General features: G+C 36.0%; 14 protein-coding genes. 5 read left to right on the forward strand and 9 right to left on the reverse strand.

Going from position 1 to position 16,154, the window contains the following annotated elements; all coding sequences use genetic code 11:
* Positions 1-44: 44 nt before the first annotated feature.
* From R2Q16_RS08985 to R2Q16_RS09010, 6 genes are all read right to left on the reverse strand, one after another.
* The gene (locus R2Q16_RS08985) at positions 45-1,361 is read right to left on the reverse strand and encodes an NAD(P)/FAD-dependent oxidoreductase (RefSeq protein ID WP_316736542.1); all 1,317 of its coding nucleotides are present in this window, start codon (positions 1,359-1,361) and stop codon (positions 45-47) included.
* A gap of 401 nt (positions 1,362-1,762) precedes the next feature.
* Positions 1,763-4,738 carry a protein translocase subunit SecDF gene (gene secDF / locus R2Q16_RS08990; protein ID WP_316736543.1) on the reverse strand — a complete coding sequence of 992 codons (2,976 nt, stop codon included), beginning with the start codon at positions 4,736-4,738 and terminating at the stop codon, positions 1,763-1,765.
* Between the two features lie 468 nt (positions 4,739-5,206).
* Positions 5,207-5,716, reverse strand: coding sequence for a dihydrofolate reductase (locus R2Q16_RS08995; protein ID WP_316736545.1), 510 nt, complete (start codon positions 5,714-5,716; stop codon positions 5,207-5,209).
* A 67-nt stretch (positions 5,717-5,783) separates the two neighbouring features.
* Complete coding sequence (locus tag R2Q16_RS09000) at positions 5,784-6,155, reverse strand: four helix bundle protein (protein ID WP_316736547.1); 372 nt, start codon at positions 6,153-6,155, stop codon at positions 5,784-5,786.
* A gap of 93 nt (positions 6,156-6,248) precedes the next feature.
* Positions 6,249-7,043 carry a thymidylate synthase gene (locus R2Q16_RS09005; RefSeq protein WP_316736548.1) on the reverse strand — a complete coding sequence of 265 codons (795 nt, stop codon included), beginning with the start codon at positions 7,041-7,043 and terminating at the stop codon, positions 6,249-6,251.
* 199 nt (positions 7,044-7,242) lie between these two features.
* Positions 7,243-7,467, reverse strand: a complete 225-nt coding sequence (locus R2Q16_RS09010) for a hypothetical protein (RefSeq protein ID WP_316736549.1) — start codon at positions 7,465-7,467, stop codon at positions 7,243-7,245.
* A 60-nt stretch (positions 7,468-7,527) separates the two neighbouring features.
* Between R2Q16_RS09010 and ispE the strand changes: the two genes are divergently transcribed.
* The 5 genes from ispE (at position 7,528) to R2Q16_RS09035 (ending at position 11,734) form a co-directional block, all read left to right on the forward strand.
* A complete protein-coding gene (gene ispE, locus R2Q16_RS09015) occupies positions 7,528-8,331 on the forward strand; it encodes a 4-(cytidine 5'-diphospho)-2-C-methyl-D-erythritol kinase (RefSeq protein WP_316736550.1) in 804 nt (267 codons plus the stop codon).
* Positions 8,332-8,430: 99 nt separating this feature from the next.
* Positions 8,431-8,847, forward strand: coding sequence for an OsmC family protein (locus R2Q16_RS09020; protein ID WP_316736551.1), 417 nt, complete (start codon positions 8,431-8,433; stop codon positions 8,845-8,847).
* Positions 8,848-8,974: 127 nt separating this feature from the next.
* Positions 8,975-10,141 (forward strand): trans-sulfuration enzyme family protein, encoded by a 1,167-nt coding sequence (locus R2Q16_RS09025; RefSeq protein ID WP_316736552.1) that lies wholly within the window; start codon positions 8,975-8,977, stop codon positions 10,139-10,141.
* Between the two features lie 320 nt (positions 10,142-10,461).
* The gene (locus R2Q16_RS09030) at positions 10,462-11,184 is read left to right on the forward strand and encodes a pirin family protein (RefSeq protein ID WP_316736553.1); all 723 of its coding nucleotides are present in this window, start codon (positions 10,462-10,464) and stop codon (positions 11,182-11,184) included.
* Between the two features lie 253 nt (positions 11,185-11,437).
* A complete protein-coding gene (locus R2Q16_RS09035; protein ID WP_316736554.1) occupies positions 11,438-11,734 on the forward strand; it encodes a hypothetical protein in 297 nt (98 codons plus the stop codon).
* Positions 11,735-11,815: 81 nt separating this feature from the next.
* Here the strand turns inward: R2Q16_RS09035 and R2Q16_RS09040 are convergent, their stop codons facing one another.
* The 3 genes from R2Q16_RS09040 to R2Q16_RS09050 form a co-directional block, all read right to left on the reverse strand.
* Positions 11,816-12,208: a GxxExxY protein gene (locus tag R2Q16_RS09040; RefSeq protein WP_316736555.1), complete on the reverse strand. Its 393-nt coding sequence runs from the start codon at positions 12,206-12,208 to the stop codon at positions 11,816-11,818.
* A gap of 150 nt (positions 12,209-12,358) precedes the next feature.
* Positions 12,359-12,640: a hypothetical protein gene (locus R2Q16_RS09045; RefSeq protein WP_316736557.1), complete on the reverse strand. Its 282-nt coding sequence runs from the start codon at positions 12,638-12,640 to the stop codon at positions 12,359-12,361.
* 4 nt (positions 12,641-12,644) lie between these two features.
* A complete protein-coding gene (locus R2Q16_RS09050) occupies positions 12,645-15,449 on the reverse strand; it encodes a hypothetical protein (protein WP_316736558.1) in 2,805 nt (934 codons plus the stop codon).
* Positions 15,450-16,154 lie beyond the last annotated feature (705 nt).

Raw genomic sequence — 16,154 nt, forward strand, 5'->3', positions numbered from 1 at the left:
ATAGTCTATAACCTGAGTTTTGACTAACGACTAACGACTAACGACTAACGAACCTCCCTAACTTCTTCCCGATAATCCACACTTCTATCTTTAGCAAAAGTTCTGATAATTAGACGCGTGCCTCTATCATAGCTGAAATAACTCCAAACCCAGTTTACAAATACGATTATCTTATTTCTGAAGCCTACCAACGTCATTAAGTGAACAAACATCCAGGTAAACCAAGCGAAAACCCCTTGAAAGCGGATTTTACCAATATCAACAACCGCTTTATTTCTTCCAACAGTTGCCATAGAGCCTTTATCGAAATATTTAAACTTTTCTAAGGGCTTATTTTCTTTAATATTGATAAGGTTTTTTGCCAACTGATGCCCTTGTTGTATTGCAGCAGGAGCAACACCCGGATGACCGTTTGGCGTTTCATCATCAATGATTGCAGCAACATCTCCAATTGCATAAATGTTATTGTAACCAGCTATTAAACTTTGGGTATCAGTTTTTACACGACCACCACGAACAATTTCGGCTTTATCCAAGCCCTCAATTAATTGCCCTTTTACGCCAGCACTCCAAATTACGGTCGAACTTAAAATTGGTGCTTTGTCTTGTAATGATAATGTGTGTCCGTCATAGCCTAAAACCCTGGTTTCGTTCATGACTTGAACCCCCATTTTAACTAGGAACTCTTTAGATTTTTGTTGTGCCTGCGGCGACATAGGACCGAGCAATTCTGGGGAATTCTCAATCAGGTAGATGTTAACCTTACTTAGATCCATTTCTGGGTAATCATTTGGAATTACATGCTTTTTAAGCTCTGCAATTGCGCCAGAGGTTTCTACACCTGTTGGACCACCACCAACTACAACAAAATTCAACAAAGCACTCTTTTTGTCGTTATCAGTTTCAATTAGAGATTTTTCAAAATTCTGCAAAATTAAACTTCTTAAATCCAAAGCCTCTGGAATTGATTTCATCGGCATTGAATTTTCCTCGATTTCTTTATTGCCGAAGAAGTTGCTGGTAGAGCCTGTTGCAATAACTAAATAATCATAGCTGATTCTACCGATGTCGGTTTGCAAACAGTTCGTAGCCGAATTCACTTCGGTAACTTTTGTCACTCGAAAAATAAGGTTTCTTTGTCCTTTAAAGATTTTGCGAAGGGGAAATGCAATTGAATCAGCTTCTAAACCGCCAGTAGCTACCTGATAAAGTAATGGTTGAAAGGTATGATAGTTATGTTTATCCAACATAACAACTTGAAAAGGTTTGTTTCTTAATCGTTTGGCAAGTTCAATTCCGCCGAAACCACCACCAACAATTACTACTCTGGGGTATTCACTTTTAGGAAGCTGTAAATCCATATTATCTGCATTTTTATATCTATAAACGTAACAAAAACATAGCCAAAAGGTTTAAAAATCTAAACTTTCAGCAATTATTGAAAATAAAATAACTTTAATATGACGGTTAAGCTTAGTGAAGTATCGTGCAGAATTTGGAGTTAAATAAACCTGATGGAAACGAGCATGAAGCGCAGCTGAATAAAGTGTCCAGCAGGACTGTTGTGACCTATGAAATACTGAAACTGCTTTTCAAATAATCTCCTCACCATGTGAAAGTTTGTGGTTTTTGATATTTCTCTGCATACCTCTCCAAAGGAGAAGGATTACGGCCCTTGCTAGAACTAGCTGTTACAAGGTGGGGGAAATAAAAACGCCCCGATTAAAATCGAGGCGTTTAATATTTTAAGAATTAGAAAATCTTATTTTCTTTTTTCTGCAGAGCTACCCAAATCGATTACGATAGGCGTAGAGATGCATAATGATGAGTACGTACCAATGATACGACCGATTAACAATGCGAAGATGAATCCGCGGATGCTATCGCCACCGAAAATGAAGATTACTAATAATACGAAGAACACAGTTAATGAAGTCAAAATTGTACGGCTTAATGTACTGTTCAACGCGAAGTTGATTAATTGATTACGTTCTTCACCATGTAAATCTTCTTTACCTGATTCTTTTAAACGCTCACGAATACGGTCGAATACAACAACAGTTTCTGTCATGGTGTAACCCATTACCGTTAAAATTGCTGCGATAAAATCCTGACCAATTTCCAATGAGAATGGTAAAACACCGTCTAAAATTGTATAGAAAGATAGTACCATTAAAACATCATGCGCTAATGCAAGTACCGCACCTAAACCATATTGCCATTTTTTGAATCGCACTACGATGTAGATAAACATGAAGATACATGAAATTAATACCGCATAGAAAGCGCCGTTTACAATATCGCTTGCGATAATTGGTGTTACTTTTTGCGAGCTAACAATTTCGTATTTAGAACCAGCTAAACCTTTGTTTAAAGCATCTTCTACAACTTTATCCGTTTTAGGATCTTGGTCTTCGATGTGGAAAGTAGTTGTAATTTTTACCTGGCTATCTTCTCCGGCAGTTTTAACCTCTGGTGTTTCGTTACCGAAAACAGGCGCTAAAGTGCTTTTTAAATCTTCAGTGTTAACTGTTTTATCGAAATGAACTAAGTAAGTTCTACCACCTTTAAAATCAACACCTAAGTTTAAACCACCATTTTTGAAGTACATACCGATACCCGCAACAATAATAATTGTTGAGATGATATAGTAGATTTTACGGCGACCAACAAAGTTGAAGGCTAAGTTTTTGAATGCATTACGCGTAAAGTTGTTATCGAAACTGATTTCCATTTTACGATCCAACATCGCATCGAAAACTACTCTTGAAATTGCAACAGCAGCAAATAATGAAGAAAGAATACCAATACACAATGTAGTTGCGAAACCTTGAACTGGTCCGCTACCGAAAGCATAAAGGATAGCACCTAAAATAAATACAGTAATGTTCGCATCTAAGATAGACGGCATTGCATGTTTAAAACCCTCTTTAATTGCAGTCGGAATGTTTTTACCTAGTGCTAATTCTTCACGTACACGTTCAAAAATCAGGATGTTTGCATCAACAGATAAACCGATTGTTAAAACGATACCTGCGATACCAGGCAAGGTTAATACAGCACCTAACGATACTAAAATACCGATGATGAAAAATAAGTTGATTAACAAAGCAAAGTTAGCAACCCAACCCGCACGGTGATAATATAACGCCATGAAGATTAAGATTACGATAAACGCAATTACGAAAGAGATTAAACCATCGTGAATTGCTTGTGCACCTAAAGTTGGACCAACAATAAAGCTACCAGCAATACGAGCAGGAGCAGGCAATTTACCAGCTTTTAAGATGTTAGATAAATCCTTTGTATCCTCTTGAGTAAAGTTACCAGAGATTGAAGAAACACCATTTGGAATTTCGTTTTGTACAGTTGGAGCAGAATAAACCTGGTTATCTAATACAATTGCAATAGATTTTTTATTCTGAGCATCAGCAGAAGCTTCAGCAGTAATTTTTTTCCATTTCGCAGCACCTTCGCTGGTCATGTACATGGTTACTTCCGGTTTACCTTTTTGGTCGAAATCGTTACGAGAATCACTAACAGCTTCACCACCTAAATCTGGTTTACCATCAGCACTTGTAACTTTAATTGCATAAAGTTCGAAAACTTTAGTGCCTTCCATTGGTTTAACACTCCACATAAACTTCATTGAAGAAGGAATAGAAGCAGCAACCTCAGGTAATTTGAAGTATGAATTTACTTTAGCCGTATCTTTTTGCGCAACCCAACCAACAATTGGTCCTGGGCGTAAAGAGGGCTGACCATTTTCTGCCTGGTAAGTAGGAATACTTAAAATTGAGAATAATGGGTTAGATTTTGCAATCTCAGCTTTTGCAGCCGTAGAATCTTTCTTAGCTAAGCCTGCTAATTTACCGCCTTTTGCAGTATCAGCAGCTTTTTCTAAACCAGCTAATTTGCTGCCAGTTGCAGCAGCAGCTGTAGTATCTTTAGTAGCCGGAGCAGTTTCTTTTAAAGTTGAAGCTAAAGTTTTGTTAATGTTTTCTAATAAAGAAACAACTTCCTGAATTTGATAAACTTGCCAAAACTGTAATTCAGCAGAACCTTGTAATAATTTATAAACACGTTCTTTATCCTGAATACCCGGCATCTCAATTAAGATACGGTTTGTTCCAGGTTGTTTTTGCATGTTCGGACTCACAACACCAAAACCATCAATACGAGAACGTAAAATTGTAAATGAACGGTCGATTGCGCTCTCAGCTTCTTTCGATAAGAAAGATTGAACTTCTGAGTTAGATGCATTTGGCTTCAAAAGCGACGCATTATCTTGATTTGAGAAATAATCAGCAAGTTTAACACCAGGACTTAATTTCTCAAACTCGTTAACAAAAAGTTTGATATAATCTTTACCGCCTGCGTTTAATTGGGTTTGCGCATTTTGTAATGCTTTGTTAAAATTAGCATCAGTTGTGTTATCTGCTAACGATTTAACTAATTCCGCTAACGATATTTCCATCGTTACGTTCATACCACCTTTTAAATCCAGACCTAAATTGATCTCTTTCGATTTTACAGCCTGATAAGTAAAGCCCAATAAAGGGTAAACTTTTTCAGTACTCATCGAATCTAAATAAGCCTTTTCTTTGGCCGAATCACCTTTCGCATAGTTTTTGGCGTCTTTCTCTACACTAGATGCTACCAGTGTAAAAGAGAGAGCATACGCACAAACGATAGCTAAAACTATCGCTATAAACTTAATAAAACCTTTTCCTTGCATTGTTTGTTTAAAATAATTTGTCTTTCGCTGTTTTTTAACAAGTCGGCAAATCTAATTAAATTTTTAAATTATAGAACCCCTTAATTGATAATTTATTAAGATTAATTTTTAACATAGAATAAACGCAATACAATCGTTACGTTAAACTCGTTTTCTCCAATAAATTTGATTAATTAAATTATTTGAAAAGCAATTGCAGCAGCTTTTGGCTTTGGTTCAGTCCCGCTACCGTTCCAATCTTTTTTTTAACTTCTGTCATTCCTCGTTCATCGGTTGCAGATGCTTCGTGCCTCAGCAGGATAGGATATTCAAGGTTGCTGCAAAAAAAAGTATTTCCACTCTATCGGGTTTAGGTGGCACAGTATGTATTTCTATTTTCGGCTTATAACATTAGGTTTTCGTCATTGCGAGGCACGAAGCAATCTTATTGGAAAAGATTGCTTCGTGCCTCGCAATGACGATTGTCGATTATTTCTTCCGTTCTAAAACCTCGAAAGTATAATCGTATGTATTCTTTTCATCTGCTTTGTGTGGTTCAATACTTAAAGTTTCCCATTCATTTCTATCAATTTCAGGGAAAAAAGTATCTGCATCAAAAGTATGATGAATAGTTGTTAAGTAAAGTGTATCAGTTTTTGGCAAAGCCTGGCGATAAATTTCTGCCCCACCGACAATAAAAACAGGTTTTTCTTCATTTTTGGTAATCTCTAAAGCCTCATCTAAGTTATTTACCACTTCAACACCCTCAATCGTCAATTCCGTAGCTCTGGTAATTACAATATTTCTACGGTTTGGCAATGGTCTGCCTACAGAATCAAATGTCTTACGACCCATTATTATAGTATGGCCAGAAGTTGTTTGTTTAAAGAACTTCAAATCGGCGGGCATGTGCCACAAAAGCTGATTGTTTTTGCCAATTTCAAAGTTTTCGCCAACGGCAACGGCAATAGAAAGCCTATGGCTTTGTTTATTTGTCATTAGTCATTTGTTTATTAGTCTGCATGGCTTTTAAGCAAAGAGCAGAACCAAATTGTAATAATTTGGCTTATGGCATTTCAGCCTTCTTACCAATGTATTTTATGTATGCGTTTAATTTTAAATGGATAGTTTGCAGGTCTAAAAATAATTCCTCATAAATTTCATCAGGGATTAATTGTCGATTTTTTGACTTTCTCAAGAAAGATTTAACCTCAAGAATTGAACCTCTGCTATAATAGCAAAAATTTTTATTTTCTTTAAAGTGAAATCTTCCATAACCTTCAGCAATATTAGCACTAATGGAATCTGCAGCTCTACACAATTGTTTTCCAATAGTATCTTTGGCAAAATAATCCCAGTTCATTACCAAGTCCCAAATTTTATCAGAAATTACTTCTGACAGATTATAGACTTCTAAATCTTCTAATTTATAATTCATGGTTATGTTTTTAAAGATGAATTATAAGGATGATTTTATTTGAGTTTTAGCAAGCGCCCAAACAAATGAACTATTGGACCAATGACTAATGAACTAAACAGCCACTACACCTTTAATATGTGGATGCGCTTCATAATTCTCTAACGTAAAATCTTCAAACTTGAAATCGAAGATACTTTTCACATCAGGATTAATTTTCATTGTAGGAAGCGGTTTTGGTTCACGACTTAATTGTAAGTTCGCTTGCTCAATATGGTTATTGTATAAATGTGCATCGCCCAAAGTATGAACAAAATCTCCAGCCTCTAAGCCGCAAACCTGTGCAACCATCATCGTTAATAGTGCATAAGAAGCAATATTAAAAGGTACTCCCAAAAAAATATCGGCACTGCGCTGATATAATTGACAGCTTAATTTACCATCAGCCACATAGAACTGAAAAAATGCATGGCAAGGTGGCAAAGCCATATTTTCAATTTCTGCAACATTCCAGGCCGAAACAATAATTCTACGCGAATCAGGGTTCTTTTTTATCGTGTTGATGATATTCGTAATCTGGTCGATGTGTTTTCCATCGGGTGTTGGCCAGCTTCTCCATTGTGAGCCGTAAACAGGACCAAGGTCTCCATCTTCATCTGCCCATTCGTCCCAAATACGCACACCATTATCTTTAAGGTATTTAATGTTTGTATCGCCGGTTAAGAACCAAATCAATTCATGTATAATAGACTTTAAGTGCAGCTTCTTCGTGGTAACCATCGGGAAACCCTCTTGCAAATTAAAACGCATTTGGTAGCCAAAAACGCTAATCGTTCCAGTTCCTGTACGGTCGTGTTTTTGTGCGCCGTTATCCAGCACATGCTGCATTAAATCTAAATATTGTTTCATAATCTTTCTATCGTTTACAAATATCTAAAATTTATAATTTGTTGATATGCCTTTTTATGCACACTTGCTGTTTACTAACATTGAAATGATTTTTGATTTGGAAAACAACGGTTTTTATGTCAATGGCAGGCTGTAGTCCTGCTTTTCATTTCAAGTCCGCACTCGTACCTCATTTGCGGGCTTTTCATTTCAATCAGGTTTAAAATTTAAAGACTGTGCTTTGCAAAACGCAAATATTTGAAAATTTTGGCCATTTAGCCTTGGGTGTAGCGATTACCCTGCAGCGAGGAAGAATGACGAAGCGAAGCGTATAAGCGAAACACAGGAACAAACTTAAATAGGTTTGCAGGTTTTGCGCTTCAAATTCGGTTTCAGAAAGTGGAAAGAAACGCAAATCACTAAAAACACTTTTGTATGTTTGCATCAGCACTATATTTGGTTTTGAGAGAAATCTCAAATCTCAAATCTCAAATCTCAAATCCGAATGTTATCCTTTCCAAACGCGAAAATAAATTTAGGCTTAAACATTACCGAAAAAAGGAAAGATGGTTACCATAATCTGGAAACCGTATTTTATCCGATTAATATAAAGGATGCGGTAGAAATTGTGGATGCGGAGGAAACTTCATGCAAAATTCACGGAATTGATATTCCAGGCGATTCGAACGACAACCTTTGCTTAAAAGCTTACCATTTAATAAAGGCTGATTACAATATTCCTGCGCTACAGATTAATCTTCTGAAAAATATTCCTGTTGGTGCAGGTTTGGGTGGAGGTTCGGCAGATTGTGCTTTTGTAATCAAACTCATTAATGAGAAATTTAGTTTAGGTTTAACTGTTAATCAAATGGAGGCTTACGCCCGAAAACTCGGTGCGGATTGTGCTTTCTTCATCGAAAATAAACCCGTTTATGCTTTTAATAAAGGTGATGAATTTGAAAACTGCGAAGTTGATTTGTCAGCATGGTTTAAAGTTTTGGTAAAACCGCCTGTACACGTAAGTACAGCAGATGCTTATGCGCTGGTAAAACCTCAAAAACCTTTGCAATCCTTAAAAGAAATCATACATTTGTCGCCAACAACATGGAAAAATAAGGTTATCAACGATTTCGAGCCATCGGTATTCGCAAAGTATCCCCAAATTCATCAAATAAAAACCAGTTTATACGATGCAGGCGCAACATTCGCTTTAATGAGTGGTAGCGGCTCGTCGGTTTTTGCAATTTTTAACCAACCCGTTAAACTGCCCGAACTGGAAAAACACAATTTAGTTTATTATAATATTTAAATAGTGCTGAAAGGTTAAGCAGAAAGCCCAAAGACTAAAGCTGAAAGGTCTGAGCAAAATGTCTTGATACTAATTACTTGATACTGGAATACTAACAACATGAACATAAATCTTATCCGTAAAAGCGGAAAATTTAATTTCGAAGCAGAAAATGAAAGCGGTTTTACCGTTGAATTAGATGCAAAAGCTGCAATAGGTGGCGAAGGCAAAGGTTTTAGGCCTATGGAAATGCTTTTAGTTGGACTTGGTGGTTGTAGTGGCATTGATATGGTGAATGTTTTAACCAAGCAAAAAGAACCGCTTGAGGATATTAAAATCGCCATTAATGCAACCAGAAAGGACGAAGAAATGCCTCCGATTTTTGATATTATTGATATTCACTTTGATTTATATGGTGAATTAAATCCTGCAAAAGTAGAGCGTGCTTTAGCCATGACTTTCGATAAATACTGCTCCGTGTCGAACATTTTAGGTCGATCGGCAAAAATTAACTTCACATATACAATAAAAAAATAATGGACTTTGTATCAAGTAGCAGGTATCAAGTATCAAGAAGGAGATCCTTTGAACTGGTTCTCGTTCTTAATACTTGATACTCAAATCTTGATACTAATGTCTTGATACTCAAATCTTGATACTAACAATGAAATCCCAAAACTTTGAAACCATAGCCATACGCACTCAAACCGAACGTAGCTCACATAAAGAACACTCTGCGCCAATTTACTTAACATCAAGCTATAAATTTGATGATGCCGAAGAAATGCGGGCTTTGTTTGCCAACGAAAAGGAAGGAAATGTTTACAGCCGTTATTCAAATCCAAATACCTCAGAATTTATCGAAAAAATGTGCCTGTTAGAAGGTGCTGAAGATGGTTTTGCAACATCAACGGGCATGGCTGCTATTTTTACAACCTTTGGTGCATTTTTAAAAGCTGGCGATCACATCGTTTCTAGTCGTTCGGTTTTTGGTTCTACGCACCAATTATTAACCAATGTTTTCTCTAAATGGGGCGTAACATTCGATTATGCCGATTTAGATAAACCACAAGATTGGGAAGGTTTGATTAAGCCGAACACCAAAATGATTTTTGTAGAAACGCCCTCAAATCCTGGTATCGATATTATCGATTTAGAATTTTTGGGCAATTTAGCAAAGAAACACAATCAGCTTTTGGTGGTTGATAATTGTTTTGCTACACCATATTTACAGCAACCAATTAAGTTGGGCGCACACATTTCCATCCATTCGGCTACAAAATATATCGACGGGCAAGGCCGTGTTTTAGGCGGTATTATTTTAGGCACGAAAGAATTAATTGCAGAGGTTGTTGGTTTTGCTCGACACAGCGGACCAGCATTGTCGCCTTTCAACGCCTGGATTTTATCTAAAAGCTTAGAAACTTTGGCGATTCGTATGGACCGTCATTGCGAAAGTGCTTTAAAAGTTGCCGAATATTTGGAGAAACATCCGAAAATTAAATTGGTTAAATACCCGTTTTTGCCATCGCATCCACAGTACGAAATTGCTAAAAAGCAAATGAAACAGGGCGGTGGTATCGTTACCATCGTTGTTGATGGAGGCATTGAAGCGGCCCGCAATTTTATGGATAAACTGGAAATGTTCTCCATTTCTGCAAACTTAGCCGACACGCGTTCAATTGCAACGCACCCAGCTACAAGTACGCACAGCAAACTTACCGAAGAGCAACGTAATGAAGTTGGTATTGAACAAGGTTCTATCCGTTTATCAATTGGTTTGGAACACATAAACGATATTCTGGCAGATATTGAGCAGGCGCTTTCGTAGTTACGATTTTAAATTTACGAATTACGATTTTTTGGAAAGCAAATACAGTGGGGCATCGGTTGCGATAGCCCCGCTTTTCGTTTCTGCCGAAGAAAAATCGGCATTCACTAGAATCGGGTTTATTTTACTTATAACATTACTACAAACTTAAATTCGCACTATGAACGCTAGAAAGAATAATGCTATTCTAAAGAAACTCAATCGTTAGGGATTTAAAACTTAAGACTACCGGACTTCAGACTAAAAACTTTCTTACCCTACATCAATGCACAGGTTTAAAACCTGCAGTAAATTTGTATCATAAACAAGAAAGGAAATTTATGTCACAGTTTATTTTGTACAAAGAAAACACCAGAGGCCATGCAGATCATGGTTGGTTAAACGCTCACCACTCATTCAGTTTTGCTAACTATTACAATCCTGAAAGAATGCATTTTGGAGTTTTACGCGTTTTAAATGATGACTTGATTGATGGTGGAATGGGTTTTGGATCACATCCACACGATAACATGGAAATTATTACCATTCCATTAAAAGGTGCAATTGCGCACAAAGATAGTATGGGTAATTCGGCAACCATTACTGCTGGCGAAATTCAGGTAATGAGTGCGGGTACAGGTGTAAGCCATAGTGAATACAATGCGCTGGAAGATGTACAGTTGAACTTATTGCAAATTTGGTTGTTCCCTAACAAAAAAAATGTTACACCACGTTACGACCAAAGAGCTTTAGATGTTGCTGCTCGACACAACAATTTTCAACAAATTTTATCTCCAAATGCTGAAGATGATAACGTTTGGATTCATCAGGATGCCTGGTTTTCTTTAGGTAAATTCGATGCTGATTTCGAAACGGAATATAAAGTTAAAAAAGCTGGAAACGGCGTTTATGCTTTTGTAATTAGCGGAGAAGTTACCATTAATGGGCAGGTTTTAAGTCAAAGAGATGCAATTGGTATTTGGGATACAGATAGCATTGAATTTAAAGCGAATTCTGCTGATGCAGAGGTTTTGTTGATGGATGTTCCGATGGAGTTGAATTAATAATTAACTTTTACCAACCTCATGGGTTTCAAAAGCCTATGAGGTTTATATTTTTGTCTTAGCCAGACTGGCTCTTTTCTTTTGGCATCAAAAGAAACAAAAATGTCGGCTTAAAATTTTTCTATTAAAGTTAGTGGCTAGGATTTGCCTGTGCTTTCCGAAAAATTTGTTAGGCCGATTAAAGGTTAACGATGGCTCAGTGCTCTGGCTTAGCCAGACGGAACCAAATTTTAAATTCATTTTAATAAGTATTATGCAAATAACCATACTATACATCGGGCGAGAAACAGAAATTACCACCGTGATGAACCGCTTACTTAACGCCAGGCTAGAATGGAAAGGCTTGTGCGTTTGTACAGACGAAGAAGCGATTTCGATTTTCGAAGCGCAGGAGGTCGATTTGGTATTATTAGGTAACGGAATTAATGCGGATTGTGAAAAGGCGCTTAGAGAGCGTTTAAACGCTTTAAAACCCGAAGTAAAGATTATTCAACATTACGGAGGTGGAAGCGGTTTGCTTTACGGCGAAATTATGACGGCTTTGGGCTAACTGTCTTCGACTAGGATTATTAAGATTAAAGGATTCTAGGATTAGTACTTTCGATACTAATTGTTGAATTATGTAATTCTATTAATCTTGGCTTTTATTTTCAGGATGCTTTGTGTTGTACACTCTTTTAAAAGTCAAACTTTTGCTTCCGAAGTTTATCAATAACCCAACTGGAAGATTATAAGCTTCTAAATAATTTATTGCCTGATTTAAATGTATATCGTTCAATTCGGAAACAGCTTTTAGCTCGAGCATGATAATATCTTCTACAAAGAAGTCTACACGCCTTATTCCAATTTGAATGTTATCATAATAAATGGTCATTTCCATTTCTCTGCGAAAACTTAAATCTTGTTTTTGCATTTCTATGGCAAGTGCTCTTTGATAAATCACCTCCTGAAAGCCCGAACCCAAGGATCCATGTACTTTCATTGCACAGCCGATGATTTTTCCTGTCAAATCTCCATATTTCATTTCAGTAGAATTAAATTTTACTTATTAGAAATAGGGATACTCCAATATCGATTAAATTTTAATCAATTACATAATTTTTCTTTGAAAACTCTTGTAAACAAGAATCCTAAAATCATTTAATCCTTAAAATCCGGGTAAATCTTTATGCGCCTAGGATATATAATCTCTGTCCTCGTCGCTTAATTCTTTTTTGCCCATTGAGGGATGGTTTTTCTCAATCTCATCATCATAACTACTTACTGTTTTTCGAGGACGGCCAACAATAAAACCGATGATGAAACCGATAAGCACACAAACACCGATTACCAGCAGTTTAGACACCAAAACATCATTTACAACGATAAAATTAAAAGGAACTTCATCGCTATTCAGAAATAAAAATGCCGTTAATAGTGCAGTTAGCACGATAATAAATATGGTTTTTCCGCTCATTGTTTTAAAAGCTGTAATTAAATGAAAACTCTAATATCGGGTTTTGATTGTAGATTTTGTTAACGAAAACTAATCTTGCGCCCACATCTACAACAGGCTGATACCGTAAAAGGTTTAATTTACTGTTTATTTCTACGCCGTAAGTTTTTGGCTCGGTAATTTTTGTGTTGATGCCAATGTTTTCGTAATGGCAAAATAAACCTGCTCTAAAATTTCTTATGTAAGCAAGTGAACCTAATTCCCAATCAGGAAAAGCGAATGGAAAACGGTAATTGAAGAGCATTGAGTTTTGTAATCTATTTCTGGCTAAAATGTTGTTATAACCGTAAACGGTTGGGATTTCTATCGCATACTGATTTACACCGTTTGCTTTTTGATAATTAAAACTAGCTAAGAACGAATGGTTTTTTGCGAAACCAGGGAAATATAAAAAGCTTTCTAAAGCTAAAATTTCTCCCCCAAGATTTTTATCGAAAGGTTGGTGGTTATAAGTCGCTCTTAAAATTTGCGCCCATCTTGGTGCAATATCTCTTTCAGTTGTTCGTACACTGTGGTTAAAGGTAAAATTATACTCCATCGGAAATTTAACTTCACGGATGAAACTCGAAGGCATATTTTCTGTCAGATATCTGCTGGTAAACGATGTTGCAGTATTTAATGCAAATGAATAGTTGTGATTCCTTGCGTTAAACGAAAGTGGAATGGATGCGTTAAGCTTAACATAATTTTCTCGCCAATCGCCTTGCTGAATAGCATTTCTGGCTCGATAGAACGTTCTTCTAGGTCGGTTGCGGTATGCGAGGCTAAAAACAGGATAAAGTGCTTTATAGCTAATATCTGCGGTGTATTCAAAGCGCTTCAAATCCCGGTGATATTTTGCACCACTGTAAAAGTTCATGGTGTTGAGCAAATTGTTAGATTGAAGCTCCAATCCGAATACATATTCGTTATCGATCACAGGAATGATGCTGTGAAAACTAAACAAATTTAAGCCCTGGCGATAACGTTTAGATTCAAATGTACTATCGGGAATATTTTCAAAAACGTTGCCAATGTTTTCCCGTTTTTCTGCGGCTTCCGAAAAATCTACAAAAACATTCTTACCCACCGGATTTTCAGATTTCGATTGCTCTGCAATTTCGTAACCATTAATTTTATAATCGTTGTAAATAATTTTTCCGTCTTCAGTTTCTGATGGATTGAAAGCACCGTATTTTGAATGGCTAAGTGCTGTAATTTTCTTTGAATTTATATCGATGCTGTAAATATTATCGATGCCGTTGAAGTGTGCATTGAAAGCAATCTTCTCATCAATAAAAATCGGGCGACTGAGTTGTTGTCTGCTGTTTGAAATTATCAATGTTTTTTTATCGCCTTCCATCAACCATAAACTTTTTCCATTTTCAGTAACACTGATGTAAGCAATTCGATTTCCGGTTTTATCAAACGCCGGAGTTTGTAAAATTTGATTTTCTGGATTTGGGTAAGTCTTTAAAATTTTCCCTGTTGATGCATCAATTTCTACAAGGTTGAATTGATTGTTGAGTTCGACTTGGGCGGCAATAATTTTCTTGCCATCGTTTGACAGGCTAGGGGAGAAGAGCCTGCTTTGGCTACTCAGTTTTTTGAATTTGTTTGTATTAAAATTATAGCTGCAAATTACGCTGTAACTTCTCTGTTTGTATCGCGGATCGTAACGAATTTCATCCCAAACCAAAACATCATTTTTGTAACTAAACCAAGGTTGTTCCTGGTAGCCAATTCCAAATAATCTTTGCTCTGTTTTATCATCGTTAATAATGGTGAAATATCTGGCATTTTGCCTACTTTCTTTAAGTGCTAAAATCTGGTTTTTATTTAACCGAACCGGAAGAAAATAATTTGTTGCTAAAGATGTTTTTGCGTTCAGGCTTTCCTGGTTTGCCGTCTGAATTTTTTCGCTTTGTAATTTCCATTTTTCAGCCAACTTTTCTTGGGTGGATAAGTAATAGTTTCTTGTGTTTTTTCCTGTAATTTTTTTCAAGCTTTGAGAAAATGGATATAACCTTAACGGTCTTTTTTTAATATCAGAAAGTATGCTGTCTGAAATAAATTGTCCATACTTTTCTTTCATGTCGGCAACCATTAAATATCCGGTTTGGTAATAGCCTGGAGTTACGTCTTTATTCGAGCCGAAATAAGCTTTACTGTACGAGAATTTTTTGCCTTCCAAAAGTGAAGTTCTAAATGGCATTATCCAACTAGGCTGTCTGCCTCGTCCAGATTCGGTAAGTGCAGTCTCGTTCACAACTGCATCTCCCTCAAAAAACCATATGGGTATGCCAGCTCCGAAATAGGCAAAGTAGACTAGTTCTGGGAAAGGGTGTTTTTGGTTTCCTGTCAATTTGTCAAATTGCGCCATGTGTCTAAGTTCATGAACGGCGAGGTTATTTAACCAGTCCTGACTATCGAAATATTGTGGTGGTGTTGCATAGAATTCAGACTTCTTTGGGGCAAGCTGTACGAAGCCATTTGCAATAGTACCTCGGTTCTGAAGCAGCAGTGGAATGGAAGTGTTTTGTCTCCTTAAACCTAGTCCGATTTTGGGGTAGATGTAGGGTAGGGTATTAGCCATTCTTTGCGCCTCATTTTCCAGTTCTTTTGGATAAATGATTTTGAAGCCGCCTGATTGAATATAGTTCCATTTTACACTAAGTGGGTTTTGTTCACTGCCGAAAATTTGCCCAAAAACTGATAATGAAATAATACTTAATATAAAAGATGCTAAGTATTTGAAAAATAATATATTAAACCTACTTAAAATATTCATTTAAAATGATTGCTAAAATATTTAGTTTTATTGATTTGTATGTTTTTAATTTTTATAAATTTTTAATTTAAATTGAAAGTTATAAATAATTGATTTTTAAAATTTTATATGTTTTTAAGTTTTGTGATATTTTACAGATATTCGTTTTATAAATGCTATTTTCGAAAGCTTAAATGTAGTTAAATGGTCGATATTTTTATTTTAAACTTAATGCCTTTAATTTACACTTTATTATTGATTTTTTCTGACAAAAAATTATTCAGTCTCCAATTTTAGTTGCTAGAATACATTAGGAAATAGGATGTAAATTCATTGAATACTGTCAGAAATCTTCTATATTTTCTGGTAAATTTCCATTGTTTTTGACCATACTTCTTGATTTTAGTTCGCTTCTTATTAGGTTTAATTCTCCTGTTTTTTGGGTGAAAAATTAAGCGCTCTTAAGGCTTTATTTATGACAAGTATTCGAACTTTGTATTTCGAATTACATGTAGTAAACACTTTAATTTATTTGATTCTAATTTTAGTTTACTGACGAATTGGCATTTTATTTAAATGTCGATTTTTGCTAGATAACAAGATTAATCATGGCGTTCTTTTGAAAAAAAATGTGAAAGATGTCAATCAAAAGTGATTCAAATTATATATTTAACAAGCTGGATTTTGTCCTAATTCTTCAGTTTTATCAGCAGAATTTTTTAAAAT

Origin of the sequence: Pedobacter aquatilis (genome assembly GCF_032678425.1) — a bacterium.
Classification (GTDB): Bacteria; Bacteroidota; Bacteroidia; order Sphingobacteriales; family Sphingobacteriaceae; genus Pedobacter; species Pedobacter aquatilis_B.